This is a genomic window from Kitasatospora sp. NPDC001664 (assembly GCF_053596675.1).
Genome location: NZ_JBSFGS010000009.1, coordinates 199,304 through 222,752 on the forward strand (window position 1 = coordinate 199,304; position 23,449 = coordinate 222,752).

At 72.3% G+C, this 23,449-nt stretch carries 21 protein-coding genes; 12 read left to right on the forward strand and 9 right to left on the reverse strand.

Annotated elements, in window-relative coordinates:
- The first annotated feature begins 153 nt into the window (after positions 1 to 153).
- From ACWCYY_RS15385 to ACWCYY_RS15395, 3 genes are all read left to right on the forward strand, one after another.
- Positions 154 to 795 carry a papain-like cysteine protease family protein gene (locus ACWCYY_RS15385; RefSeq protein WP_345282049.1) on the forward strand — a complete coding sequence of 214 codons (642 nt, stop codon included), beginning with the start codon at positions 154 to 156 and terminating at the stop codon, positions 793 to 795.
- A gap of 10 nt (positions 796 to 805) precedes the next feature.
- A complete protein-coding gene (locus ACWCYY_RS15390) occupies positions 806 to 1,645 on the forward strand; it encodes a hypothetical protein (protein ID WP_449796276.1) in 840 nt (279 codons plus the stop codon).
- 166 nt (positions 1,646 to 1,811) lie between these two features.
- Complete coding sequence (locus ACWCYY_RS15395; RefSeq protein WP_345282053.1) at positions 1,812 to 2,063, forward strand: hypothetical protein; 252 nt, start codon at positions 1,812 to 1,814, stop codon at positions 2,061 to 2,063.
- A gap of 7 nt (positions 2,064 to 2,070) precedes the next feature.
- Here ACWCYY_RS15395 and trhA read toward each other — a convergent pair whose 3' ends face one another.
- Positions 2,071 to 2,739, reverse strand: coding sequence for a PAQR family membrane homeostasis protein TrhA (gene trhA / locus ACWCYY_RS15400; protein ID WP_345282055.1), 669 nt, complete (start codon positions 2,737 to 2,739; stop codon positions 2,071 to 2,073).
- 275 nt (positions 2,740 to 3,014) lie between these two features.
- Here trhA and ACWCYY_RS15405 point away from each other — a divergent pair, with 275 nt between their 5' ends.
- A complete protein-coding gene (locus ACWCYY_RS15405; RefSeq protein ID WP_345282057.1) occupies positions 3,015 to 4,844 on the forward strand; it encodes a phosphoenolpyruvate carboxykinase (GTP) in 1,830 nt (609 codons plus the stop codon).
- Between the two features lie 112 nt (positions 4,845 to 4,956).
- Here the strand turns inward: ACWCYY_RS15405 and ACWCYY_RS15410 are convergent, their stop codons facing one another.
- Complete coding sequence (locus ACWCYY_RS15410) at positions 4,957 to 6,171, reverse strand: pyridoxal phosphate-dependent aminotransferase (protein WP_345282059.1); 1,215 nt, start codon at positions 6,169 to 6,171, stop codon at positions 4,957 to 4,959.
- Between the two features lie 82 nt (positions 6,172 to 6,253).
- On the opposite strand from ACWCYY_RS15410, the gene ACWCYY_RS15415 reads away from it, so the two are divergent.
- Positions 6,254 to 6,865, forward strand: a complete 612-nt coding sequence (locus tag ACWCYY_RS15415; protein WP_345282061.1) for a prepilin peptidase — start codon at positions 6,254 to 6,256, stop codon at positions 6,863 to 6,865.
- Here ACWCYY_RS15415 and ACWCYY_RS15420 read toward each other — a convergent pair.
- The 3 genes from ACWCYY_RS15420 to ACWCYY_RS15430 all read right to left on the reverse strand — a co-directional run bounded on the left by ACWCYY_RS15420 (position 6,851) and on the right by ACWCYY_RS15430 (position 10,300).
- Positions 6,851 to 7,786, reverse strand: coding sequence for a hypothetical protein (locus ACWCYY_RS15420; RefSeq protein WP_449796277.1), 936 nt, complete (start codon positions 7,784 to 7,786; stop codon positions 6,851 to 6,853). The genes ACWCYY_RS15415 and ACWCYY_RS15420 overlap by 15 nt on opposite strands.
- 93 nt (positions 7,787 to 7,879) lie before the next feature.
- Entirely contained in the window at positions 7,880 to 8,287 is a 408-nt protein-coding gene (locus ACWCYY_RS15425) for a peptidase inhibitor family I36 protein (protein ID WP_345282065.1), read from the reverse strand.
- Positions 8,288 to 8,698: 411 nt separating this feature from the next.
- Positions 8,699 to 10,300: a chitinase gene (locus tag ACWCYY_RS15430; RefSeq protein ID WP_449796278.1), complete on the reverse strand. Its 1,602-nt coding sequence runs from the start codon at positions 10,298 to 10,300 to the stop codon at positions 8,699 to 8,701.
- A gap of 353 nt (positions 10,301 to 10,653) precedes the next feature.
- Here ACWCYY_RS15430 and ACWCYY_RS15435 point away from each other — a divergent pair, with 353 nt between their 5' ends.
- The 4 genes from ACWCYY_RS15435 (at position 10,654) to ACWCYY_RS15450 (ending at position 15,973) form a co-directional block, all read left to right on the forward strand.
- Entirely contained in the window at positions 10,654 to 11,448 is a 795-nt protein-coding gene (locus ACWCYY_RS15435; RefSeq protein ID WP_380149422.1) for an isoprenyl transferase, read from the forward strand.
- 362 nt (positions 11,449 to 11,810) lie between these two features.
- A complete protein-coding gene (locus ACWCYY_RS15440; protein WP_345282069.1) occupies positions 11,811 to 13,145 on the forward strand; it encodes a PhoH family protein in 1,335 nt (444 codons plus the stop codon).
- A 436-nt stretch (positions 13,146 to 13,581) separates the two neighbouring features.
- Positions 13,582 to 14,262, forward strand: a complete 681-nt coding sequence (locus ACWCYY_RS15445; RefSeq protein WP_345282071.1) for an aggregation-promoting factor C-terminal-like domain-containing protein — start codon at positions 13,582 to 13,584, stop codon at positions 14,260 to 14,262.
- 493 nt (positions 14,263 to 14,755) lie between these two features.
- Positions 14,756 to 15,973, forward strand: a complete 1,218-nt coding sequence (locus ACWCYY_RS15450; RefSeq protein WP_345282073.1) for an AI-2E family transporter — start codon at positions 14,756 to 14,758, stop codon at positions 15,971 to 15,973.
- 68 nt (positions 15,974 to 16,041) lie between these two features.
- Here ACWCYY_RS15450 and ACWCYY_RS15455 read toward each other — a convergent pair whose 3' ends face one another.
- Positions 16,042 to 16,587, reverse strand: coding sequence for a carboxymuconolactone decarboxylase family protein (locus tag ACWCYY_RS15455; RefSeq protein WP_345282075.1), 546 nt, complete (start codon positions 16,585 to 16,587; stop codon positions 16,042 to 16,044).
- A gap of 3 nt (positions 16,588 to 16,590) precedes the next feature.
- Positions 16,591 to 17,142 carry a peroxiredoxin gene (locus tag ACWCYY_RS15460; RefSeq protein ID WP_345282077.1) on the reverse strand — a complete coding sequence of 184 codons (552 nt, stop codon included), beginning with the start codon at positions 17,140 to 17,142 and terminating at the stop codon, positions 16,591 to 16,593.
- Between the two features lie 130 nt (positions 17,143 to 17,272).
- Between ACWCYY_RS15460 and ACWCYY_RS15465 the strand changes: the two genes are divergently transcribed.
- The 3 genes from ACWCYY_RS15465 (at position 17,273) to ACWCYY_RS15475 (ending at position 20,289) form a co-directional block, all read left to right on the forward strand.
- Positions 17,273 to 18,217, forward strand: coding sequence for a LysR substrate-binding domain-containing protein (locus ACWCYY_RS15465; RefSeq protein ID WP_449796279.1), 945 nt, complete (start codon positions 17,273 to 17,275; stop codon positions 18,215 to 18,217).
- Between the two features lie 249 nt (positions 18,218 to 18,466).
- Positions 18,467 to 19,564 (forward strand): AAA family ATPase, encoded by a 1,098-nt coding sequence (locus ACWCYY_RS15470; RefSeq protein ID WP_345282081.1) that lies wholly within the window; start codon positions 18,467 to 18,469, stop codon positions 19,562 to 19,564.
- Positions 19,561 to 20,289 carry an HNH endonuclease gene (locus ACWCYY_RS15475; protein ID WP_345282083.1) on the forward strand — a complete coding sequence of 243 codons (729 nt, stop codon included), beginning with the start codon at positions 19,561 to 19,563 and terminating at the stop codon, positions 20,287 to 20,289. Before ACWCYY_RS15470 ends, ACWCYY_RS15475 begins: the two co-directional genes overlap by 4 nt.
- Before the next feature lie 7 nt (positions 20,290 to 20,296).
- On the opposite strand, the gene ACWCYY_RS15480 is transcribed toward ACWCYY_RS15475, so the two are convergent.
- On the reverse strand, positions 20,297 to 22,165 hold the full coding sequence (locus ACWCYY_RS15480) for a SpoIIE family protein phosphatase (protein ID WP_449796280.1): 1,869 nt from the start codon (positions 22,163 to 22,165) through the stop codon (positions 20,297 to 20,299).
- 117 nt (positions 22,166 to 22,282) lie between these two features.
- Positions 22,283 to 22,969: a class I SAM-dependent methyltransferase gene (locus ACWCYY_RS15485; protein ID WP_449796298.1), complete on the reverse strand. Its 687-nt coding sequence runs from the start codon at positions 22,967 to 22,969 to the stop codon at positions 22,283 to 22,285.
- Between the last annotated feature and the right edge of the window lie 480 nt (positions 22,970 to 23,449).

Consider the following 23,449-nt stretch of genomic DNA (forward strand, 5'->3'; position numbering starts at 1 on the left):
GTTCACACCGTGCGGGGCCTCGTTCACACCCCCGTCCGGGCCCCGACGAGGTGCGTTGACCGGCTCCCGTCATGGCCCGATGCTCACTGCACCGCGCCCCATCGCGGTACCCCCACATCCCCTCTCCTGCGGGAACGCAAGGAGGAGAAGCCCATGCAGATCTCCAGGACCCGCCTGCGCCGTGCGGTCGCCGCACTCGCGCTCGGCGTCATCGCCCCCACCCTGGTGGCCGCCACCGGCACCCCGGCCCAGGCCGCCACCGCTCCCCAGGCCCGGGCGGCCACCGCCCAGGCACCCGGCGCCGTCACCGCCCTCGGGGTGCGCAAGCTCAACCTCACCATGCAGCAACAGCAGCAGGACAACTGGTGCTGGGCGGCGAGCGGCAACACCATCGCCACCTACTTCGGCTACACCTACAGCCAGAACCAGTTCTGCAACGCCGCGTTCAACCGCTCGATCAACTCCAGCTGCCCCAACAACCAGGCCACGCTGGGGAACGTGCAGACGGCGCTGCGCTACATCGGCATCAACTCCGGCTCCTACGTGACCGGGTACCTGCGCTACAGCACGGTGCAGACCGAGATCGACGCCAACCGGCCGATCGAGACCCGGATCCAGTGGTCCTCCGGCGGCGGCCACATGCACGTGCTCTACGGCTACGACACCGGCAACAACTGGGTCTACTGGGGCGACCCGTGGCCCTCCAACTACCGCTACAACTGGGCGGACTACAACTACTACGTCAACAACAACACGTTCTCCTGGACCCACTCCCTCTACCGGATCGGCGCCTGAGGAGACGACCATGACCGACACCATCCGCAAGCAAGCCTCCCGGCTCGCGGCCGCCACCGTGCTGGCCGCCACCCTCGGCCTGGCCGCCGCCCCGCTCGCCCAGGCCGCCGACCCGGCACCCGGCGCTCCCGCCCAGCTCGCCCCCACGGAGCTGAGCGCGGCCCGCGGTGCGGCCCAGTCCCCGTCCGTCCTGGACCAGTTGGGCCACTTCTTCGCCCGCAAGGGCGTCCCGCCGAACCAGTCGCTGGCGCTCTCCCCGGCCGACGAGGCCCGGGCCGCCGCCGAGGCCGCACCGCGGCTGAGCGGCGACACCGTCCCGGTCTACCTGCTGGACCCGGGCTTCGTGGCCGGCACCCCGGGTGCCCCGGTGGCCCGGGCGGAGTTCACCGCCAGCAAGGCGGTGGCGGCCGACGGCCAGGTGGCCTCGGTCTGGACGGCCAGGCAGGGCGCGGGCTGGCGGGTCGTCAACATCGCCACCGGTGGCGACGAGACCGACTACGCCGCGAAGGCCGCGGCCGGCGGAGGCGGCACCGCCTTCCGCGAGCCGCAGATCGACGCCTGGTACGTGCTGCGCGGGGGCAGGGTGCTCCCGCTGGACGAGGACGCCCGGAAGGCGGTGGGCGCCGGGGTCTCGCTGGCCGACTACCAGCGCCAGGTGAAGCAGCGCTACGGCGACAAGCTGCCCGGCTCGGTCTACGACCGGCAGGGCAAGGGCGGTGGCTACCAGGCCGCTCCGGTGGCGGAGCCGGACGGCCCGTCGCTGCTGACGGCGGGCACGGCGGGCGCGGCCCTGCTGGCCACCGCCCTGACCGGCCTCGGCCTGCGGGCACGGCGCAGGGCCCGCGGCTAGCGGAGCGGGGCCCCATGCAGGACCGAGGACGCGGGGCCGGGGAACCGGCACCGCGTCCTCGGTCTTTTTTGACGAAGCGTTGACCCCTCGTTCGCCTTCCTGCCGGTCCGGCATGTCACCGTGTGTGCCGTCGGAGTCCCGTTGGGTGTCAGGAGAAGGGGAGCAGATGGCGGTGAGGTACACGGGGGCGCTGGTCGCGATCGCGGCGGCGTTGGCCGTCGTGCTGGCCTACGTGCTGGGCGGACCGAGGATGGTCTGGATCGTGGCGGCGGCCGAGGTGGCGCTGGTGATGATGGACGTGGCCCGCCGGTTCAAGGTGCGGGCGATGCACCGCAGGGCGGCCGTCCGGCCGGAGGCCGACCACTGCGAGCAGTGCGCCCGGGCCAGGCGGCGGCTGGAGGGCCGGACCGTCCGCTGACGGGCCCTCAGTGGGCGACGCTGTACGCGACCAGGGAGACCCCGACGTACTGCGTGATGAACGCCCCCAGGGTGAAGGCGTGGAAGACCTCGTGGAAGCCGAACCAGCGCGGTGAGGGGTTCGGCTTCTTGAGTCCGTACACCACGCCGCCCACGCTGTAGAGCACCCCGCCGACGAGCATCAGCACCAGCACCGCGACGCCGCCGGTGCGCAGGAAGTCGGGCAGGAAGAAGACCGCCGCCCACCCCAGTGCCAGGTAGCACGGGGTGTAGAGCCAGCGCGGTGCGCCGACCCAGAAGACCCGGAAGGCGATCCCGGCCAGCGCTCCGCCCCAGACCAGCCAGAGCAGCACCTGCTGCCGGCCGCCGTCCAGCAGCAGGATGGTGAACGGGGTGTACGAGCCCGCGATGATCAGGAAGATGTTCGCGTGGTCGAGCCGGCGCAGGATCGCGTCGCCGCGCGGGCCCCAGTCGAAGCGGTGGTAGACGGCGCTCACGCCGAACAGCATCCACGCGCTGATCGAGTACACGGTGCAGGCGATCCGGGCCGGGGTCGAGCCGGCCAGACAGATCAGCACGATGCCGGCGGCCACCGAGGCCGGGAACATCCCCGCGTGCAGCCATCCGCGCCACTTGGGCTTGATCTCGGCCAGGGCCTGCGTCAGAGCATCCGTCATGGCCAGATCCTACCTACGGTCCCGTAGGTTACCGACGTGTAGGAAGTGATGATCGCCACCTTTGTACGTTCTGGAGTGTTCGAGGGTGGCACTCGGGGGTCCAGAGAGGGACGCCGGAGCCTTGTTACCCCCCAGTACTTGGACAAGGAGGCGTAAAGATTCCGCCAATCACGCCTCTGTGCCGTGTCCTGGCCTTGAGGGCGGAGCTACGGTGTAGACACCCTCAACCACCGCGACGCCGCCTCCCCGACGAGATGGCGTGAAACGGAGCGATCGTGTCGAACGAGATCTCTGCGCTCAGCGCAACCGCGCCGACCCGTCACAAGCGCCTGCTCGCCTGGGTGAGCGAGATCGCGGAGCTGACCCAGCCGGACGCCGTCGTCTGGTGCGACGGCTCGGAGGAGGAGTACCAGCGCCTCGCCGACCAGCTGGTGGCCCAGGGCACCTTCACCAAGCTCAACCAGGAGAAGCGGCCCAACTCCTACTACGCCGCCTCCGACCCGACCGACGTCGCCCGGGTCGAGGACCGCACCTACATCTGCTCCGAGCAGGAGAAGGACGCGGGCCCGACCAACAACTGGAAGGCCCCCGCCGAGATGCGGGAGCTGTTCACCGGCGCCGAGGGCCTCTTCAAGGGCGCGATGAAGGGCCGCACGATGTACGTCGTGCCGTTCTCCATGGGCCCGGTCGGCTCCCCGCTGGCCGCGTACGGCGTCGAGATCACCGACTCCGCCTACGTCGCCGTCTCGATGCGCGTGATGACCCGGATGGGCCAGGCCGTGCTGGACCAGCTCGGCGAGGACGGCGAGTTCGTCAAGGCCGTGCACACCGTCGGCGCCCCGCTGGCCGAGGGCCAGGCGGACGTCCCGTGGCCGTGCAACACCACCAAGTACATCTCGCACTTCCCGGAGACCCGCGAGATCTGGTCCTTCGGCTCCGGCTACGGCGGCAACGCCCTGCTCGGCAAGAAGTGCTACGCGCTGCGGATCGCCTCCACCATGGCCCGGGACGAGGGCTGGCTGGCCGAGCACATGCTCGTCCTCAAGCTCACCCCGCCGAGCGGCGCCGAGCCCAAGTACATCGCGGCCGCCTTCCCGTCCGCCTGCGGCAAGACCAACCTGGCGATGCTCCAGCCGACCATCCCGGGCTGGAAGGTCGAGACCATCGGCGACGACATCGCCTGGATGCGCTTCGGCGCCGACGGCCAGCTCTACGCCATCAACCCGGAGGCCGGCTTCTTCGGCGTCGCCCCCGGCACCGGCACCGACACCAACGCCAACGCGATCGACACCCTCTGGGGCAACACGGTCTTCACCAACGTCGCGCTGACCGACGACGGCGACGTCTGGTGGGAGGGCCTGACCGACGAGCCGCCGGCCCACCTGACCGACTGGCGCGGCAACGACTGGACCCCCGAGTCCGGCACCCCCGCCGCCCACCCGAACGCCCGCTTCGCCGTCCCGGCCGCGCAGTGCCCGACCATCGCGCCGGAGTGGGAGGACCAGGCCGGCGTGCCGATCTCGGCCATCCTGTTCGGCGGCCGCCGGGCCACCGCCGTCCCGCTGGTCACCGAGTCCTTCGACTGGCAGCACGGCGTCTTCCTGGGCGCCAACATCGCCTCCGAGAAGACCGCCGCCCAGGAGGGCACCGTCGGCGAGCTGCGCCGCGACCCGTTCGCGATGCTGCCGTTCTGCGGCTACAACATGGGCGACTACTTCGCCCACTGGCTGAAGCTCGGTGCCGAGGCCGACGCCGCGAAGCTGCCGAAGATCTACTACGTCAACTGGTTCCGCAAGAACGCCGGCGGCGACTTCGTCTGGCCGGGCTACGGCGAGAACGCCCGGGTGCTGAAGTGGATCGTCGAGCGCCTGGAGGGCACCGGCGCGGGCGTCGAGACCCCGATCGGCGTGCTGCCGACCGTCGAGGGCTTCGACCTCAAGGGCCTGAACATCGCCGACGCCGACCTCGACCTGCTGTTCTCGGTCGACAAGGAGATCTGGCGCAAGGAGGCCGCACTGGTCCCCGCCCACCTGGAGCTGTTCGGCGAGCACACGCCGAAGGCGCTCTGGGACGAGTACGAGGCGCTGGTCGACCGCCTGGGCTGATGCCCGGGTGGCCTGACGCGGCGTCACAGAACGGCCGGAGCCCCGACCGTACGATCCCAACCCTCTGGGGATCGTCCGGGCGGGGCTCCGGCCGTTTCCGGGTGCGGGCGCGCTACGGCTGCACGTAGCCGGAGAGGAAGTCGCCGATCCGGGTGACGGCGTCGGTGATGTCCTCCGGGCGGGGCAGGGTGACCAGCCGGAAGTGGTCCGGCTCGGGCCAGTTGAAGCCGGTGCCCTGGACGATCAGGATGCGCTTGGCCCGGAGCAGGTCGAGCACCATCCTGGCGTCGTCCTTGATCTTGTAGACCTGCGGGTCCAGCCGGGGGAAGGCGTAGAGCGCGCCCTTGGGCTTGACGCAGCTCACCCCCGGGATCTGGTTGAGCAGCTCGTACGCCGCGTCCCGGGACTCCAGCAGCCGCCCGCCGGGCAGCAGCAGGTCCTTGATCGACTGCCGTCCGCCGAGCGCCGCGGCCACCGCGTGCTGGGCGGGCATGTTGGCGCACAGCCGCATGCTGGCCAGCACGGTCAGGCCCTCGATGTAGCTGGCCGCCCGGTGCCGGTCGCCGGAGAGCACCATCCAGCCGGAGCGGAAGCCCGCCACCCGGTAGGACTTGGACATCCCGTTGAAGGTCACGCAGAACAGGTCCGGGGCCAGGGTGGCCAGCGGGACGTGCACCGCGTCGTCGTAGAGGATCTTGTCGTAGATCTCGTCCGCGTAGAGCACCAGCTTGTGCCGGCGGGCGATCTCGACGATCCCCTCCAGCACCTCCTGCGGGTAGACCGCGCCGGTCGGGTTGTTCGGGTTGATCACCACGATCGCCCTGGTCCGGTCGGTCACCTTGGCCTCGATGTCGGCCAGGTCCGGGTACCACTCGGACTGCTCGTCGCAGCGGTAGTGCACGGCGGTGCCGCCGGCCAGCGAGACCGAGGCGGTCCACAGCGGGTAGTCCGGAGCCGGCACGAGCACCTCGTCGCCGTCGTCCAGCAGGGCCGTCATGGCCAGCTGGATCAGCTCGGAGACGCCGTTGCCGAGGAAGACGTCCTCCACCGTGAGGCCGTGCAGGCCGCGCTCCTCGTAGTGCATCACGATGGCGCGGCGGGCCGAGAGCAGGCCCTTGGAGTCGCCGTAGCCGTGCGCCGAGGAGAGGTTCTTCAGGATGTCCTGGAGGATCTCGGGCGGCGCCTCGAAGCCGAAGGCGGCGGGGTTGCCCGTGTTCAGCTTGAGGATGCGATGGCCCTGGTCCTCCAGTCGCATCGCCTCGTCGAGCACCGGGCCGCGGATGTCGTAGCAGACATTGGCGAGCTTGCTGGACTGGATGACCTGCATGCTCGGTAATGCTACGGGCGCCGGGCCCCGGATCCGCAGTGGCCTTGCCCACAGCGTCAGGTGTTCTGGGAGGCTGTGGGCCATGACGGCGATTCTGGGCGGGGCGCTGGCGGGGCTGGCCGCAGTGGTATGGGTGCGGTGGGCGGTGGCCCGCTGGGCGGTGCCCTACGAGGGGGAGACGGCGCGGCCGGTGCCGCTGCCGGTGCAGGCCGCCGTGACGGTGGCGGTGGGCGCCGCGGTCGGGGCCGGGTACGGGGTGCCCGGCTGGCCGGCCCTGGTCTGGCTGGCCCTGCTCGGCGTGCCGCTCGGCCTGATCGACGCCTCGGTGCACCGCCTCCCCGACGTGCTCACCCTCCCGCTGGCCCTGGGCACCGCCGCCCTGCTGGCCCTGACGGAGCCTCAGGCCCTGCTCCGCTGCCTGCTCGCGGCCCTGACCCTCGGACTCGGCTTCGCCCTGCTGGCCCTGCTGGTCCCGATCGGCCTCGGCGACGCCAAGCTGGCCCCCAGCCTGGGCGCCCTGCTGGCCGTCACCGGCTGGTCCACCGTGCGCACCGGCCTGCTGCTCACCGTCCTGCTGGCCGGCCTGTGGGCGGTCGCCCTGCTCGCCACCCGCCGGGCCGGCCGCCGGGACGACCTGGCCTTCGGCCCGCCGCTGCTGCTCGGCACGCTGGCCGCGGTGCTACTGGCCCAGTAGCGCTTCGGCCTTCGCCAGCGCCTGCCGCCAGGCCTCGGCGGCGGCCCGCAGCTGCGGCTCGCGCTCCTTCAGCAGGGCGTTCTGGTGCTCGGTCTCCACGGTCTGCCAGACCGCCAGGTAACCGGTGCGGCGCTTGCAGTCGAGGTCCTGCTTCGCGGTGGTGATCTCCCGGGCGTCCGGGGAGGCCGGGACGCCCGGCGCGCCCGGCCGCCACGCCGGGTCACCCGCGGCCCGGTGCGGATCGGGGTAGTCGAGACCGGCCTCGCGCATGCAGGTGCTCCACCGAGCGTCGGCCTCCTTGGCCCGGGCGTCCTCGGCGGTGCGCTGCCACCCGGCCTGCAGGGCGGCCTCCACCGGGTCGTCGCCCTCGGCCAGGCCGGCCGGGACGCCGAGCCGCTGCTCGGCCTCGCCCCGGCAGCCGCCGCGCCCGGCCTGCTGCGGGGTGGTCGCACCGGGCTCCTCCCCGGTGTACGCCGCGACCAGGGGCTCCGTCATGGCGGCGTTCCTGGCCTCCACCGCCTGCCGCCGCTCGGTGACCTGAGCGGCCGTCAGGCCGCGCGGCGGCGCCACCCGGTAGCCGATCGCGGCCACCGTCCGGGCGTCGGTGACGCCGTAGCGGCGCTCGTTGACGTCGTGCTCCTCGCCCGCCGCGGCGGGACGGGCGGGCCAGCTCAGGCCCTTGGCCCGCATGCAGTCGGCCGCGATCCGGTCGGTGGCCTGCTGGAGGCGCTCCAGCTGGGGCGGCGTCAGCCGGTAGGCGTCCAACGGCAGGACGGGGGCCACCGCCCCGGCGACCGTCCGGGTCGGCAGCGCGGACGAGAACGCGCTCGGCTCGGCCGGCCGGTCGGCCTGGCAGGCGGTGAGGACGGCGACCACGGCCAGCAGGGCCGAGGCGGCGCCGAGCGGGTGCGGGCGTGCCACGGATCTTTCTCCTCGCTCTGTCGGGGGAATTCCGGGAAACTCCGGGAAATGCGGAGGGGCGCCCCGGGAATTCCGGGGCGCCCCTCCGGCCGATTACGGGCAGCCGGCGTTGGAGGAGAAGCAGTGCGAACTGAAGGCGTTCGCGAATCCGGTGCCGAGCGTGTTGAACTTGCCGCCGCCCGCGACCACCTTGACGCTGCCGGTGTAGTTGGCGCCGGTGAACAGCTTCAGCGAGCTGTCGGGGTCACGGTTCCAGACCGCGCCGACGGTGTCGTTGATCGGGGTCTCGGTGCCGTAGTACGTGCCGGTGTAGCTGGGCTTGCTGTACAGGGTGTCGTACACCCAGCCGTCGTAGCTGTAGGTGTAGTAGAGGCAGGCCTCGCCGCCGCCGGCGGATTCGCAGACGCCGTTGTAGCTGCCGGCCGAGGCGGTGCCGGCCATGCCGACGGTCAGCGCGGCCGCGCTGACGAAACCGATGACGGCCTTCTTGAAAGTACGCATTTCCCAACTCCCCGGTAAATGATGGCGGTTTTTCGGGTCGTCCATCGCGAGGCTCCGGATTTCATCTCCTCGCAACAATTCGATCCTACGAACGCGCACCGGTTTTACCACGGCTTTAATCGGCCATCACGAGACCTTGTCATGTCGCCCCCGAACGTCCGGCCTCCGGGGCCGGTGGAGCCGGTATCCGGAAACCGTGTCCGATCCGTCCCGGTCCCCCCGGGGCAAACGTGAGGCGGACCACAGTGGCGGGTGTGACGGGAGTGGCGGAAAACCACCTGTGGGTTGACGGGCCGTCATGTCCGGAGGAGGGGCCCGCCGAACGCGAAGAGGCCCGCCACGCCCGGAGCGGCGTGACGGGCCTCGTGGGTGCGCGGCCCCACCCTCATAGGGCGCGCACCCGGGGAGGTGTTACGGCATGGAGTGGACGAACGGGCCCACGGTGTTGGAGAAGGCGTTGCCGTTGTTGGCGTCCCAGTTGGTCGACCAGGTCATCGCGCCGCGGATGGTCGGCCACTTGGCCGGCGGGACGAAGGAGCCGCAGTTGGTGCCGGTGGCCAGGCAGCTGAGCGCGTTGTTGACCACGCTCGGGGCCACGTAGCCGCCGCCGGCCGCCTTGGTCGAGGCCGGGACGCCGATGCCGACCTGGTCGGGCCGCAGGCCGCCCTGGATCTGGGTGCAGACCTGGGAGGTGATGAAGTCGATGGTGCCCTGGGTGTAGACCTTGCCGTCGCAGCCGTTCATGCCACCGGAGTTGTAGAACTGGGTGTTCATCACGGTGAGGATGGACTTGGTCTTGAGCGCCAGCTTGAAGTACGCGCCCTCGGTGGAGTAGACGCCGATGGTCTCGGGCGCCATGGTGAGGACGAACTTCGAGCCGATCTTCGCCTGCAGGTTGAGCAGGGCGTTGCCCAGCTGCTCCGGGTTGACCCCGTTCTCCAGGTCCACGTCGATGCCGTCGAAGCCGTAGTCCTTCAGCACCGCGTAGGCGCTGTCGGTGAAGGCGGTGGCGGCGGCCGCGTCGTTGACCGTGATGGCGCCGTTCTGGCCGCCGATGGAGAGGACGACCTTCTTGCCGGCCGCCTGCTTGGCCTTCACGTCGGCGCGGAACTGCGCGTCGGTGTAGCCGCCGAGCTTGCTGGACAGGCCCGGGTCGAGCTGGAAGGTGATCGCCCCGGTCTTCGTCGGGACGGAGTCGGCGAACGACACCTCGATGATGTCGTAGGCGCTCTGCACCTCGCTCAGCTTCTGGACGGTCGCGCCGTTGTCGAAGTTGTGCCAGTAGCCGGTCAGCACGTGCTTCGGCAGGTCGGTGACCGGGCCGGTCGGGGTGACCGTGGGGGTCGGCGTGGGGGTGACCGTCGGCGTCGGCGTCGGGGTGACGGTGGGCGTCACGGTCGGCGTGGCCGTGGGGGTGACCGTCGGCGTGGCGGTCGGGGTGGGGGTCGGCGTCACGGTCGGCGTCGGGGAGGCGGTGCCGCCCGGGCCGGTCAGGGTGATGTCGTCGGCCTGGTACGCGGCCTGGCCGTACCAGCCGTGCACGTACAGGGTGACGCTGTTGACGCCCGCGCCGGTGGTGAAGCTGGTGGAGAGCTGGTTCCAGCTGGACTGGCTGGACCAGACCGACGGGTCGGTGCCGCCGGTGCCGCGGACACCGAGGTAGGTGTACGGGCCCTGAACCCAACCGGCCAGCGCGTAGCTGGTGTTGGGCAGCACGCTGACGGTCTGCCGGCACTCGGCGGTGTCGGAGCTGCTCGGCGCCGCGTTCAGCGCGTACGAGCCGGAGTGCGCCGGGGAGGCGACGGCCGAGGCGGTGCCGGTGCAGGTCCAGCCGGAGAGGTTCCCGGCCTCGAAGCCGCCGTTGGCCACCAGGTTGCCGACGGCGGCGTTGGCGCCGCCCGCGAACAGGGCCAGGCCGGTGGCGGCCAGCGCGAGTGCGGTGCCGCCGGCCGCGAGGGCGGGGACGGGGCTGCGCCGGCGCCGGTGGGACGGCTGCGACAGCGTACGAGCCATGGAGACGCTCCTGTGGGAGGAGGGAGGAGCCGCCGCGGTGGGGGGCGCGGCGGCTCCGTGTGGGGGAGGGGAGGTCCGCTGTGGTTCCGGTGAGTGCGGCGGCCGGTGGGGCGTCCGCTGCTCTCGGTCAAAAGCTGGACTAGACCAATGGCAAGCGTCAAGGAGTCGGCGGTCGGCTTACGCCATATTTAAGGAACAGGAGACCGTTCCGTGTCCGTGGTCACGGCGGCGACGTCAGGTCGTGACACGGTCGGTACCTGCGGCTTTACCGAGCGGACCGGTGCCGGAGTAGGCTGCGCAGGGTATTTTTCGGTACCCGTCCCGGGGGCCGAGCACGGAGGGACCGAACTACATTGGGTCTGCGCGACGTCGTCGAGCGCACGCCGGGTCTCCGCACCCTGCTGGACAACGCCTACCGGCTGTACGGCCGCCGGGTCGAGGTCTACCTGGAGAGCACCCCGCACCACATCGGCGTGATCCTGGACGGGAACCGCCGCTGGGCCAAGGCCACCGGTGGCACCACCGTGGACGGCCACCAGCGCGGAGCCGACAAGATCAGCGAGTTCCTGGGCTGGTGCGAGGAGACGCACGTCCAGGTGGTCACCCTCTGGATGCTCTCCACCGACAACCTCTCCCGCCCGCCGGCCGAACTGCTGCCGCTGCTCGGCATCATCGAGGACACCGTCCGCCGGCTCGCCGCCGACGGCCGCTGGAAGGTCCACCCGGTCGGCGCGCTCGACCTGCTCCCCGAGCGGACCTCCTCCACCCTCAAGGACGCCGCCGAGGCCACCGCCCACGTCAACGGGATCACCGTCAACGTCGCGGTCGGCTACGGCGGGCGGCACGAGATCACCGACGCGGTCCGCTCCCTGCTCCAGGAGCACGCCGAGCGCGGCACCTCCATCGAGGAGCTCGCCGAACTCCTCGACGTCGAGCACATCGCCGAACACCTCTACACCAAGGGCCAGCCCGACCCCGACCTGGTGATCCGCACCTCCGGCGAGCAGCGCCTGTCCGGCTTCCTGCTCTGGCAGAGCGCCCACTCGGAGTTCTACTTCTGCGAGGCGTACTGGCCGGCCTTCCGGAAGGTCGACTTCCTGCGGGCCCTGCGGGACTTCCAGCTGCGCAACCGGCGGATGGGCCTCTGAGGCATCCGGCCCGACGGCCCGGTACGGGTCGGCCCGGCGGGCGGCGACGCGGGGTCGGCTGGGGGTGCGGGGGTCGACCCCCGCAGGAGACAGCCTGCTTCTGCGAGGCGTACTGGCCGGCCTTCCGGAAGGTCGACTTCCGCCGGGCCCTGCGGGACTTCCAGTTGAGGAACCGTCGGATGGGGCTGTAGCCCCGGTCGGTCCCGGTCGGCCAGGACCGGTGGCCCACGGTGGGTCTGACGCACCGAAAGTTAACCAAGAGGATGATCTCCAGCAGGGTTCGTCAGGTCTCGGGTGAGGGAATAGACCCACCATGACCGGTACCCGGCCACCCGGGTCGCGGGACCGGCTCTGGAGGCCTAGTGGTCAGTACCAAGAGCCGCCGGACACCAGACCGGCGCACGTACGTTCTCGACACCAGCGTGCTCCTGGCGGACCCACTCGCCATGACCCGCTTCGAGGAGCACGAGGTCGTCCTCCCCGTGGTCGTGGTCACCGAGTTGGAGGCCAAGCGGCACCACCCGGAGCTCGGCTACTTCGCCCGCCAGGCACTGCGCCTGCTGGACGACTACCGGGTCCGCTTCGGCCGGCTCGACGAGCCGATCCCGGTGGGGGAGGTGGGCGGCACCATCAGGGTGGAGCTCAACCACTCCGACACCTCGGTGCTGCCGGCCGGCTACCGCATCGGCGGTGGTGAGGCCGACACCCGGATCCTCGCGGTCGCGCGCAACCTCCAGGCCGAGGGGTACGACGTCACCGTCGTCTCCAAGGACCTGCCGATGCGGATCAAGGCCAGCTCGGTCGGTCTGCTCGCGGAGGAGTACCGCGCGGAGCTGGCGATCACCTCGGGCTACACCGGGATGTCCGAACTCCACGTCTCCGGCGACCAGGTGGACGCGCTGTTCGGCGCGGGCCACGACGCCGCGGTGGACGTGGAGGGCGCGGAGGAGCTGCCGGTGCACACCGGTCTGGTGCTCAGCTCCGAGCGCGGCCGGGCCCTCGGCCGGGTCACCGCGGACGGCCGGGTGCGGCTGGTCCGGGGGGACCGGGAGGCCTTCGGGCTCCGCGGCCGCAGTGCCGAACAGCGGGTCGCCCTCGACCTGTTGCTCGACCAGGAGGTCGGCATCGTCTCGATGGGCGGCCGGGCCGGCACCGGAAAGTCCGCGCTGGCGCTCTGCGCCGGTCTGGAGGCGGTGCTGGAGCGGAGGCAGCACCGCAAGGTGATGGTCTTCCGTCCCCTCTACGCGGTCGGCGGGCAGGAGTTGGGCTACCTCCCGGGCAGCGAGGCGGAGAAGATGGGCCCGTGGGCCCAGGCGGTCTTCGACACGCTCTCGGCGGTGACCACCCCGGACGTGATCGAGGAGGTCATCTCCCGGGGGATGCTGGAGGTGCTCCCGCTCACCCACATCCGGGGCCGTTCGCTGCACGACGCCTTCGTGATCGTGGACGAGGCCCAGTCGCTGGAGCGGAACGTGCTGCTCACCGTGCTCTCCCGGATCGGCCAGGGTTCGCGGGTGGTGCTCACCCACGACGTGGCCCAGCGGGACAACCTGCGGGTGGGGCGGTACGACGGCGTGGTCGCGGTGGTGGAGAAGCTGAAGGGCCATCCGCTGTTCGCCCACATCACGCTGACCCGCTCGGAGCGTTCGCCGATCGCGGCCCTGGTGACCGAGATGCTGGAGGACGTCGGGCCCTAGGAGGCCTGCGGGAACGCCCCGGCCGGGAGGTCATAACGGGGCAAGACCGGACAACGGGACCTGGTACGAAGTATCAGGTCCCGTTGCTGTCATCAGATCTGACTGTCTGTCGGGCGGTGCTCCGTCAAACGTCCTGGTGGCGGAGGCTGTGACATCTGCCACGCGAAGGGGAATTGCGTTGACCCGTCCCCGTGCGGCATGGTGAGGGTTCTGTCAGGCCCCGCGTACGGCACATATCACCCGACAACTCCGGTCGTCGGGTGGACAACTGAACAGCCATGAGCCGTACGCCGCCCGAACGAACCGCCGATCCGGCCTGCCGGAGAGGTGCCGGGCCCGCGTCTCCCGTGACCAGAGCACCACCATGGAGGCCAGTGACCAGGGGCATGGTGCACCCGGACGGTCACGGCTGTGGGTGCTGCTGGAAGGAAACCATGTGACTCGGATCTCGGTCCGGGGAGTTGCCGTGGCCTCCGCCACCGCCGTCACCGCAGTCGGTGCGGTCGTGGGCGTGGCCTCGGGCAGCGAGGGCAAGCCGACCCAGACGGTCGACGTCGCGGGAGCCACCCTGCTCCAGGACGTCCCGGTGGGCGCCCACGCCCAGACGGTCAGCGACCACATCGCCGCCCAGGCGACCGCTCAGCAGGCTTCGGCCGACGCCGCCGCCAAGAAGGCCGCCGAGGAGGCGGCCCGTCAGAAGGCGGCCGCGGACGCGCAGGCCAAGGCCGACGCGGAGAAGGCCGCGAAGGCGGCCGAGGAGAAGCGGAAGGCCGACGAGGAGGCCGCGAACCGCGCCAAGGCGCGCTCCGTGATGGCCACCGTCAGCCCCGGCTCGGTCCAGGAGATGGCCCTCCAGATCGTCGGCAACGACACGCAGTTCCAGTGCTTCAGCCAGATCGTGAAGCGCGAGAGCGGCTGGAACTACACGGCGAGCAACCCGAGCTCCGGCGCGTACGGCCTGGTCCAGGCGCTGCCCGGTTCCAAGATGGCCTCGGCCGGCGCGGACTGGCGCACCAACCCCGCGACCCAGATCAAGTGGGGCCTGAACTACATGAACAGCCGCTACGGCTCGCCCTGCGGTGCCTGGCAGTTCTGGCAGTCCCACCACTGGTACTAGACACCACGACGAAGGCCCCGACCTGCGATCAGGTCGGGGCCTTCGTCGTGCCCGGGGCGTCGGTGGGCCGCGCCGCCCGGATGCGCTGACCGTGCGCGCGGGCGGTGCGGCCGGGTGCGGACGCGGGGGCCGGAGGGGGTCCTGGTGCCTCCGGGCCGGTCCGCGGACAGTTGGTCCGTGTACTCCGCCCCCTCCCCGGGATCGTGGTGTCCGAAACCTCCCGTTTGCGGACGGTCTGTCAGGAGCGGTCCGGGATACCCGTGGCTGACGCGAGGCCCGGCCCGGTAGCGTCGTCCCCGGATCGTCGTGGCGGGACCCACGGCACGAGCGGGGAGCGGTGGTCGAGGTGTCACAGGGCCTCTGGATGTCCCGGGCCGCGGCCCGGTTGAGCGCGGCGCTGCAGCGGCGGGCGGCGCGGGCCGGTTCGGCCGCGTCCGCGGCGTCGGCCGCGCGCCCGGCGCACGAGCCGGGAACGGGAGGAGCCGGACTGCCGGTGCAGCGCGAACCGCAGGCCGTGCCGCAGGTGCGGGTCTTCGTCGAGGCCCCCGCCGAGCCGCCCCGGCCGGAGCCGGCCCGCGACCCGTACCCGGTCCGACCGGCCACCCCGGCCGAGGCGGTGCCGTGGGGGCTGCGGGTGGCGGCCGAGTCGACCTGGCGGCTGCTGCTCCTGGCCGGGGCGCTCTACCTGGTCTTCCGGGTGGTCGACATGCTCCGGCTGGTGGCCTTCGCGGTGCTGGCGGCGCTGCTGGTCTCGGCCCTGCTGGAGCCGGTGGTCTCCTGGCAGAAGCGGCACGGCGTGCCGCGCTCGCTCGCGGCGGCCAGCAGCTTCCTGGCCGGGATAGGCGGCATCGGTCTGGTGGGCTGGTTCGTGGTGTGGCAGGTGAGCACCAACCTGCACGACGTCACCGACCAGGTGCAGGCCGGCGTCGAGCGCCTGCGGGAGTGGCTGGTCACCGGGCCGCTGCACCTGACGGAGCAGCAGATCACCGACTTCGCCAAGCAGATCTCCACCGCGATCGGCACCAACTCCGAGCAGATCACCTCGGCCGGCTTCACCGGCGTGACGGTGGCGGTCGAGGTGCTGACCGGGGTGGTGCTGGCCTTCTTCACCACCTTCTTCCTGCTCTACGACGGTGCCCGGATCTGGAACTGGCTGCTCGGCGTGCTGCCCCGGCAGTCCCGCTACGCGATGGCCGGGGCCGGCCCCAAGGCCTGGACCACCCTGACCGCGTACGTGCGCGGCACGGTCTGCGTGGCCTTCATCGACGCGCTCTGCATCGGCATCGGCATCGAGCTGCTCGGGGTGCCGCTGGCCATGCCGCTGGCGGTGATCGTCTTCCTCGGGGCCTTCGTGCCGCTGGTCGGCGCGCTGGTGACGGGGACCATCGCGGTGCTGATCGCGCTGGTGACGGTGGGCCCGTTCACCGCCCTGATGGTGCTGGTGGTGCTGGTGGCGGTGCAGCAGATCGAGGGGCACCTGCTCCAGCCGCTGATCCTCGGCCGGGCGGTGCGGGTCCACCCGCTCGCGGTGGTGCTCGGCGTCGCGGCCGGCACCATCGTCGGGGGGATCGGCGGGGCGGTGGTGGCGGTGCCGCTGATCGCGGTGACCAACACGGTGGTCTCCCACCTGCGCCGCCGGGCGGCGGCCGGGCAGCAGGTCTTCGAGGCGCTGGAGGCGGCCCAGGCCGCGCAGGCGGCCGAGCGCTCCTGAGGGCGCGCACGCGACGAGGGGCCCCTTCCGGTTCACCCGGAAGGGGCCCCTCGTCGGTTGACGCGGTGTCAGACCAGCGCGTCGGTGGAGATGGCGGCCTCGGCGTCCAGCACCGAGGCGACGGCCTGGACCACCGCGGCGATCTTGATGGAGGCCTGGATGGTCTCCTGGTCGACGCCGGCCTTGCGCAGCACGCCCTCGTGCGAGTCGAGGCACTGGCCGCAGCCGTTGATCGCGGAGACCGCGAAGCACCACAGCTCGAAGTCGGCCTTCTCGACGCCCGGGGTGCCGATGATGTTCATCCGCAGACCGGCCCGCATGCCCGCGTAGTCCTTGTCGGACAGCAGGTGGGTGGTCCGGTAGTAGACGTTGTTCATGCCCATGATCGCGGCCGCGCCCTTGGCGGCGTTGTACGCCGCCGGGCTCAGCTCGGCCTTGGCCACCGGCTCCAGCTCGCGCAGCACGGAGGCCGAGCGGGTCGCCATGGCGCAGGAGAGCACGGTGCCCCAGAGCTGCTGGGAGGGCAGCTCGGAGTTGCCTATCACGGCGCTCAGGTTGAGCTTCAGGTCCTTCGCGTACTCCGGAAGGGCCGCCTTCAGTTCGTCGAGCGCCATGGGTCAGCCCGCCAGCAGGGACTGGGCGTCGAGGGTGTCCTCGCCCTTGTTCCAGTTGCACGGGCACAGCTCGTCGGTCTGCAGGGCGTCCAGCACCCGCAGGACCTCCTTGGGGTTACGGCCGACGGAGCCGGCGGTCACCATGACGAACTGGATCTCGTTGTTCGGGTCCACGATGAAGACCGCGCGCTGGGCGGTGCCGTCCGCGCCCTCGACGCCGCAGGCCCGCATGAGCTCGTGCTTGACGTCGGCCAGCATCGGGAAGGGCAGGTCGCGCAGGTCCTTGTGGTCCTTGCGCCAGGCGTGGTGCACGAACTCGGAGTCGCCGGAGACGCCGAGGATCTGGGCGTCGCGGTCCGCGAACTCCTCGTTCAGCTTGCCGAACGCGGCGATCTCGGTCGGGCAGACGAAGGTGAAGTCCATCGGCCAGAAGAAGACGATCTTCCACTTGCCCTCGTAGGACTTGTGGTTGATCTCGGCGAAGGCGTTCGCGGCGTCGAGGTCGACACAGGCGTTGAGTTCGAACTCCGGGAACTTGTCACCGATCGTAAGCACGTTCGCTTCTCCAGGCTTGGAAACTGAGGGGATTTGTCCGGTATCCGGACAACATCCACAGTCGCACACCGAGACTGATAGGGGAAATCGTTAGACTCGATCCATCTGATCGGAGAGAGCTATCAGTTCCATGAGCACCAGGCCCCGCACGCCCCGCACCCCCACGATCGCCCAGCTGAAGGCCTTCCTGGCCGTCGCCGAACACCGCCACTTCCGCGAGGCCGCCGCCGCCAGCGGCACCAGCCAGCCCGCCCTCTCCGGGGCGGTCGCCGCCCTGGAGGAGACCCTCGGCGCCCAACTGGTCGAGCGGACCACCCGGAAGGTCATCATCACCCCGCTGGGGGAGCGGGTCGCCGACCACGCGCGCCGGGTGCTCACCACCCTGCACGCCCTCACCGAGGAGGTCGAGGCCGCCCGGCGGCCCTTCACCGGGCCGCTGCACCTCGGGGTGATCCCGACCGTGGCACCGTACCTGCTGCCCACCGTGCTCCGGCTGGTCAGGGGCTCCTACCCCGACCTCGAACTGCACGTCCACGAGGAGCGCACCCCCTCGCTGCTGGACGGGCTGGCCCACGGGCGGCTCGACCTGCTGCTGCTCGCCCTCCCGGCCGGCGGCTCCTCGCCGACCCGGGACGTCCCGCTCTTCGACGAGGACTTCGTGCTGGTCGTGCCGCCCGAGCACGAGCTCGCCGGGCGGGCGGACGTGCCGCGGGACGTGCTGCTCGACCTGGACGTGCTGCTGCTGGAGGAGGGGCACTGCCTGCGGGACCAGGCACTCGACCTCTGCCGCGAGGTCGGCGCCGACGCGGGCGGCTCCACCCGGGCGGCCGGCCTCTCCACCCTGGTCCAGCTCGTCGCCGGCGGCCTCGGCGTCACCCTCCTGCCGGCCACCGCCCTCGACGTCGAGACCGGCCGCACCGACCGCCTCTCCGCCGTCCGCTTCGCCCACCCCGCCCCCGGCCGCCGCATCGGCCTCGCCACCCGCCCCGGCTCCGCCCGCGCCCCGGAGTACGAACGCTTCGCCGTCGCCCTCCGCGACGTCCTCGCCGAACTCCCGGTCCGCATCGTCACCTGACGCTCCGGGAGGAGCGCCCCGCAGGGGCGCGAGGAACTGCGCGAGTGCGGAAGGCGGACCAGCGTGGGATCGGGGCAGGCGAGCCAGTCGCACGTGGTGCCGTTCCCCTGCGCGCAGTTCCTCGCGCCCCCGATGGCGTAGCCACGTTCGCCGGTCAACCCAAAGGTTCTCGTGGAGTTGCCGGTCCGGATCATGTCCTGACGGGTACTCAACTCCTAGGCTGATCGCACTGGACATGGGGGTGGGCGGATGTACGTCGCCAGGGTCGAGGTGGAGAACCTGCGCGGTTTCCGGGGCGCTCGGGCGGTCGATCTGGACCTGACCAGGCCGGACGGGTCGCACGCCGGCTGGACGGTGCTCGCCGGCCCCAACGGAGCGGGGAAGACCACCCTGCTGGCCGCCGTCGCGGCCGCCCTCGGCGAGCCGACCGACCCGCTGGGCTGGCTGCCGGAGGGGGCGGAGGAGGGCGGCGTCCGGTTGGACGGCGCGCACTGGCGGGTGACCAGGACCGAGACCGGCGGGCTGCAGTGCCGCCGCAACGGCCCGCTCGGTTTCCTGGCGCACTACCCGGCCCGCCGCCACCTCGCCGAGGGCGTCTCCTGGCTGACGGGCCAGCAGCTGCTGGCCCTGGAGCGCCAGCCGGGCTCGGTCGAGCTGGTCCGCGGGGTGAGGGCGCTGCTGGACGACGGCCTGCTCCCGGAGGGCAGCCGCCTGGGCCGGATCGACTGCGACGGCATCCGCATCACGGGGGCCGGCCGGGAGGCCCCGCTCGGTGACGGCGGCACCGGCGAGCTGGTCGGCCTGGTGCTCGACCTGCTGGCCAGGGTCCACCGCACCCACCCCGACGAGGAGTTGGTGGTCGACGGCACGCCGCCCACGGTGCCGGTCACCGGCGTGGTGCTGATCGACGAGGCGGAGGCCCACCTGCACCCGGAGGGCCAGCAGCGGCTCGGCGACTGGCTGGTCACGCACTTCCCGGGCCTGCAGTTCATCGTCTCCACCCACAGCCCTTACGTCTGCCAGGCCGCCGACCCCGGCGGGCTGGTCCGGGTGCCGGGCCCGGCCGAGCGCCGTGGCCCGTACGTGCTGGACGAGGACCTGCACCAACGGGTGGTCTACGGCAGCGGCGACGACACCGCGCTGACCGAGCTGTTCGCCATGCCCAGCGTGTACTCGCCGCAGGCGGAGGCGGAGCGGCGGCTGCTGGTCGCGCTGGAGCAGAAGCTGTACGCGGGGCGGGCCTCGGCCGCCGAGCTGGCCGAGTACCGGGAGCTGGGCGCCAAGTTGAACGCCTCGCTGGCGGCCCGGGTGGACGAGGCCCGGGACAGACTGGGCGGTGGGCGGTGATCCCGCTGCAACGGCCGCCGCTGAACGACCGGTTGGCGGCCGAGCTGGCGCAGCGGACGGAGGCGATCCGGCGGGCCGGGGTGACCACCGCCAGCGGGCGGGCGGCCTGGCGGACCGCCCGGGTGCCGAAGGCCCGGCTGCGCGCGCTGCTGCACGAGATGTCCCCGGGGCTGCTGCGCTGCATGTACTGCGGGGACAACCTGGGCACCGACATCGACCACTTCGAGCCGATCGCCCGGGCCCCGTTGCGCACCTTCGACTGGCACAACCACCTGCTGGCCTGCGCGTACTGCAACTCCAACCAGAAGCGGGACCGCTTCCCCTGCGACCCGGCGGGCGATCCGCTGCTGATCGACCCGGCCGCCGAGGACCCGGCCGACCACCTGCTGCTCTACCTGGAGTCCGGCGCCTACCAGGGCCTGACCGCGAAGGGCGAGGCCACCATCGAGGTCTTCGCGCTCAACTCCCGTGCCGAGCTGGTCCGGGGGCGGCGGCTGGCCTTCGCGGTGGTCAAGGCACTGCTGCGGGACTGGCTGACCCGCACCGAGGCGGGGGACCACACCACCGCCGCCGAGGTGGCCGACGCACTGGACCTGCTCTGGCAGGCCGACGTGGTCCGCGCCGTGCACCGGCTGTCGGCCAACCCGCCGCTGGCCGAGGCGGTCCTCGGCCCGGAGGCGGCCGGGGCGCTGTACGCCCTGACCTCCCGCCCGTACCGCGGCTGACGGCCGGTCAGGCGATCGGCCGGGCCGCCGGGAGCCGCTGCTCGAACCAGACCACCTTGCCCGCGCCGAGCCGGGTGGCGCCCCAGCGCTCGGCGCAGCGGGCCACTATCTGCAGACCCCGGCCCCGCTCGTCCTCCGGCCCGGCCCGGCGGGCCCGGGGGAGCAGGGCGCTGTCGTCGCCGACCTCGCAGCGCAGCACCGAGGTGCGCACCAGCCGGAGGGTGACCGGCCGGGTGGCGTGCTGGATCGCGTTGGTGACCAGCTCGCTGACCATCAGTTCGGTGTTGTCCACCAGGGACTCCAGGCCCCAGCGGCGCAGCGCGTGCCCGGCCAGCCGGCGGGCCCGGCCCGGGGTCTCGTGCCGGGGCTGGAGGTACCAGTAGGCGACGTCCTCGGCCGGGATGCCGTCGAAGGTGGCGGCCAGCAGGGCGATGTCGTCGGCCCGGTCCCCCGGCGGCAGGATCCGCAGGGCCTCCTGGCAGAGCTGGTCGGGGGTGCGCGGTAGGGCGTGGCCGAGCCGGCTGCGGAGCAGCTCCAGCCCGGTGGCCAGCGGGCGGCGCCGGGTCTCCACCAGGCCGTCGGTGAAGAGCAGCAGGGCCGAGCCGGGCGGTGCGGGCAGCTCGACGGAGGTGAAGTCCACCCCGCCGACGCCGATCGGCGCCCCGGCCGGCAGCTCCAACAGCTCGGCGGTGCCGTCCGGTTGGACCAGCACCGGCGGTACGTGCCCGGCGTTGGCCAGCACCACCCGGTTGGCGATCGGGTCGTAGACCGCGTACACGCAGGTGGCCAGGTGCTGCTCCCGGCCGAGCCGCTGGGCCTGCTCGTCGAGGTGGTAGAGCACCTCGTGCGGCGGCAGGTCGAGCGCGGCCAGGGTCTGGGCGCTGGTGCGGAGCTGGCCCATGATGGCGGCCGAGGTGAGCGAGTGGCCCATCACGTCGCCGACGATCAGGGCGACCCGGTTCCCCGGCAGCGGGACGGAGTCGTACCAGTCCCCGCCGACCTGGGCGCCGCGCTCGCAGGGCAGGTAGCGGTGGGCCAGCCGGACGCCGTGCCGCTGCGGCAGGTGGGTGGGCAGCATGGAGCGCTGGAGCTCGTCGGCGATCTCCCACTCGCGGGAGTAGCGCAGCGCGGTGTCCACCGCCAGGCCGGCCTGGGTGGCCAGGTGGGAGGCGGTCGCGGTGTCGGTGGCGTCGAAGGCCAGCGCGGCGTCGTAGGCGGCGGTCAGGGCGAAGGCGTCCGGGGCGCCCGGGCCGGTGAACTGCCGCTCCGGGGGCGGGAGTGCGCTGCTCGCGGCGGCGCCGGCCGTGGTGGCCGGGGCGGGGCTCTTGCCGGGGCGGCGGATCAGCAGGAGCAGGCCGAGCACGGTCTTGCGCCCCCGCAGCGGCAGCGCCAGCAGCGCGGTCCCGGTGGCCAGGCGGCCGAGCGTGCGGGCCCCGTACAGCTCCTCCAGCAGCGGCCGCAGCCGGGCCGCGGAAGGGGTGCCCAGCACCACCGGGCCGGTCGGGAACTGCTGGTTCAGCGCCCTGGCCACCGCACCGCCCGGCACCAGCCGCCTGGTCCGGGAGCGGCGGCCGAGCCGGGTGCCGTGCAGGTGGTGGATGGTCAGCGCGGCCGGGCTGCCGGAGAAGCGCTCCATGTCGGGCAGCGGGTCCCGCAGGTGCACCACGGCCGCGTCGGCCAGCGCGGGGACCACCACCTTGCCGAGGTTGCGCAGCGTCGCGGCGAGGTCGAGCGAACTGTTGATCCGCCGGGTGGCGTTGTCGAGGTACGCCAGGCGCTCGGCGGTGCGGGCCCGGCCGCCGGGCAGCAGCGGGGGACGCCGCTGCGGCGGCACGACGGGTGACTGCCCCGTCCGGGGCTCGGGAAGGTCGCGCACGGGCTGCCGTTCTGCGAGGGTTGGCGTCTCTAGGGGGCGGTCTCTGTACGGGCGGTCACGGTGCGGTCGGTCTGCGGTCGGTCTGCGGTCGGGCCGGGCCGCGTCGCGGACGGGGCGTCAGCCCGTCCGGCGACAGCGGAGGAAGAGCTGCTCCTCCGGCGGCAGCGTGGTGCAGGCGGGAGCGTACGGGTGGCCGTCGTGGCACTCCACGGTGAAGCCGGCCCGGTGCAGGGTCTGCTCCAGCTCCTCCCGGAGGTACCCGCTGATCCTTATCTCGTGGCCGAGGAAGGGCAGCGGCGCGTGGTCCAGGTCGGCCTCGACCATGCCGAGCGCGAGCAGGCCGCCGGGCCTGAGCAGCGTCCGGATCCGGCCGAGCACCTCGGGGATCTCCGCCTGCGGCAGCAGGATGAGGGAGAAGAAGGCCGTCGCCGCGGCGTACCGCCCGGCCGCCTCGGGGCCCAGCTCCGGTGCGCCCCAGGCCCGGACCGCCCGCGGCGTGGCCAGGTCGTACATGTCGATCCGGTGGTACTCGGCTCCCGGCACCGCGGCGCGGGCCAGCCGCAGCATGCCGTCCGACAGGTCGACCGCGGTCACCCGCAGGCCGCCCTCGGTGAGTTGACGGACCGTCGGATCGCCCGTCCCGCAGCCCACGTCCAGCACCTGGGCGCCCGGCTCCAGCTCCTCCAGCAGCCACTCGCCCGCGTCCAGCTGCCCGGCCTTGGCCGGGAAGGCCTCCATGTACCGGGCCCCGATCGCGTCGAAGGCCACCGCCTGGAGCGCGCGCTCGGCCCGTCGGAGGCACAGGTGGTGCGGGTCGCGCTGGGAGCCGTGACCCTGGGCGGGATCGGATATCTGTCCGGTCGTCACGATTGAGAGGCACCTTTCACCCTGGCCGTCGGCCGGCGGTGCCCGGAGGTCTCCATCGCCCCCCGTGCGCCGCTCGTGACGGTCCGTCACGCTCCCGCGTCACACCCTGCTCCGCGCCGCCGCCCTGCCGCTCCCTCTGCCTCTGTCGGCTCGCCGTCAATACGTCGCTGGCCTCCGAGAATAGGCGCGATCAACCGACCGTAGGGTCCATTTCCGGCCAACTCGTGCCGGTCGGGACGAATTTGGCCGGGATGACGGGAGCACTCAGGAGCGGGAGGGGGTGGTGCGTGCTCCCCCTCCGCGCCGCGTGGCGCGACCGGGTGGCGCGACCCGGCGGCGGACCGGGGCAGCGGCCGACGGGGTCCGCCCCCGGACCTGACGGAGCCGGGCCGGACGGCGTTTATCGGTTGTCAATCG

Excerpts from the sequence above, each read along its gene's own strand:
- ACWCYY_RS15470 (WP_345282081.1), top strand. The coding sequence starts at position 18,467 with ATGTACGTCGCCAGGGTCGAGGTGGAGAACCTGCGCGGTTTCCGGGGC.
- ACWCYY_RS15395 (WP_345282053.1), top strand. The coding sequence starts at position 1,812 with ATGGCGGTGAGGTACACGGGGGCGCTGGTCGCGATCGCGGCGGCGTTG.
- ACWCYY_RS15465 (WP_449796279.1), top strand. The coding sequence starts at position 17,273 with ATGAGCACCAGGCCCCGCACGCCCCGCACCCCCACGATCGCCCAGCTG.
- ACWCYY_RS15430 (WP_449796278.1), bottom strand. The coding sequence starts at position 10,300 with ATGGCTCGTACGCTGTCGCAGCCGTCCCACCGGCGCCGGCGCAGCCCC.
- trhA (WP_345282055.1), bottom strand. The coding sequence starts at position 2,739 with ATGACGGATGCTCTGACGCAGGCCCTGGCCGAGATCAAGCCCAAGTGG.
- ACWCYY_RS15415 (WP_345282061.1), top strand. The coding sequence starts at position 6,254 with ATGACGGCGATTCTGGGCGGGGCGCTGGCGGGGCTGGCCGCAGTGGTA.
- ACWCYY_RS15390 (WP_449796276.1), top strand. The coding sequence starts at position 806 with ATGACCGACACCATCCGCAAGCAAGCCTCCCGGCTCGCGGCCGCCACC.
- ACWCYY_RS15425 (WP_345282065.1), bottom strand. The coding sequence starts at position 8,287 with ATGCGTACTTTCAAGAAGGCCGTCATCGGTTTCGTCAGCGCGGCCGCG.
- ACWCYY_RS15385 (WP_345282049.1), top strand. The coding sequence starts at position 154 with ATGCAGATCTCCAGGACCCGCCTGCGCCGTGCGGTCGCCGCACTCGCG.
- ACWCYY_RS15410 (WP_345282059.1), bottom strand. The coding sequence starts at position 6,171 with ATGCAGGTCATCCAGTCCAGCAAGCTCGCCAATGTCTGCTACGACATC.
- ACWCYY_RS15455 (WP_345282075.1), bottom strand. The coding sequence starts at position 16,587 with ATGGCGCTCGACGAACTGAAGGCGGCCCTTCCGGAGTACGCGAAGGAC.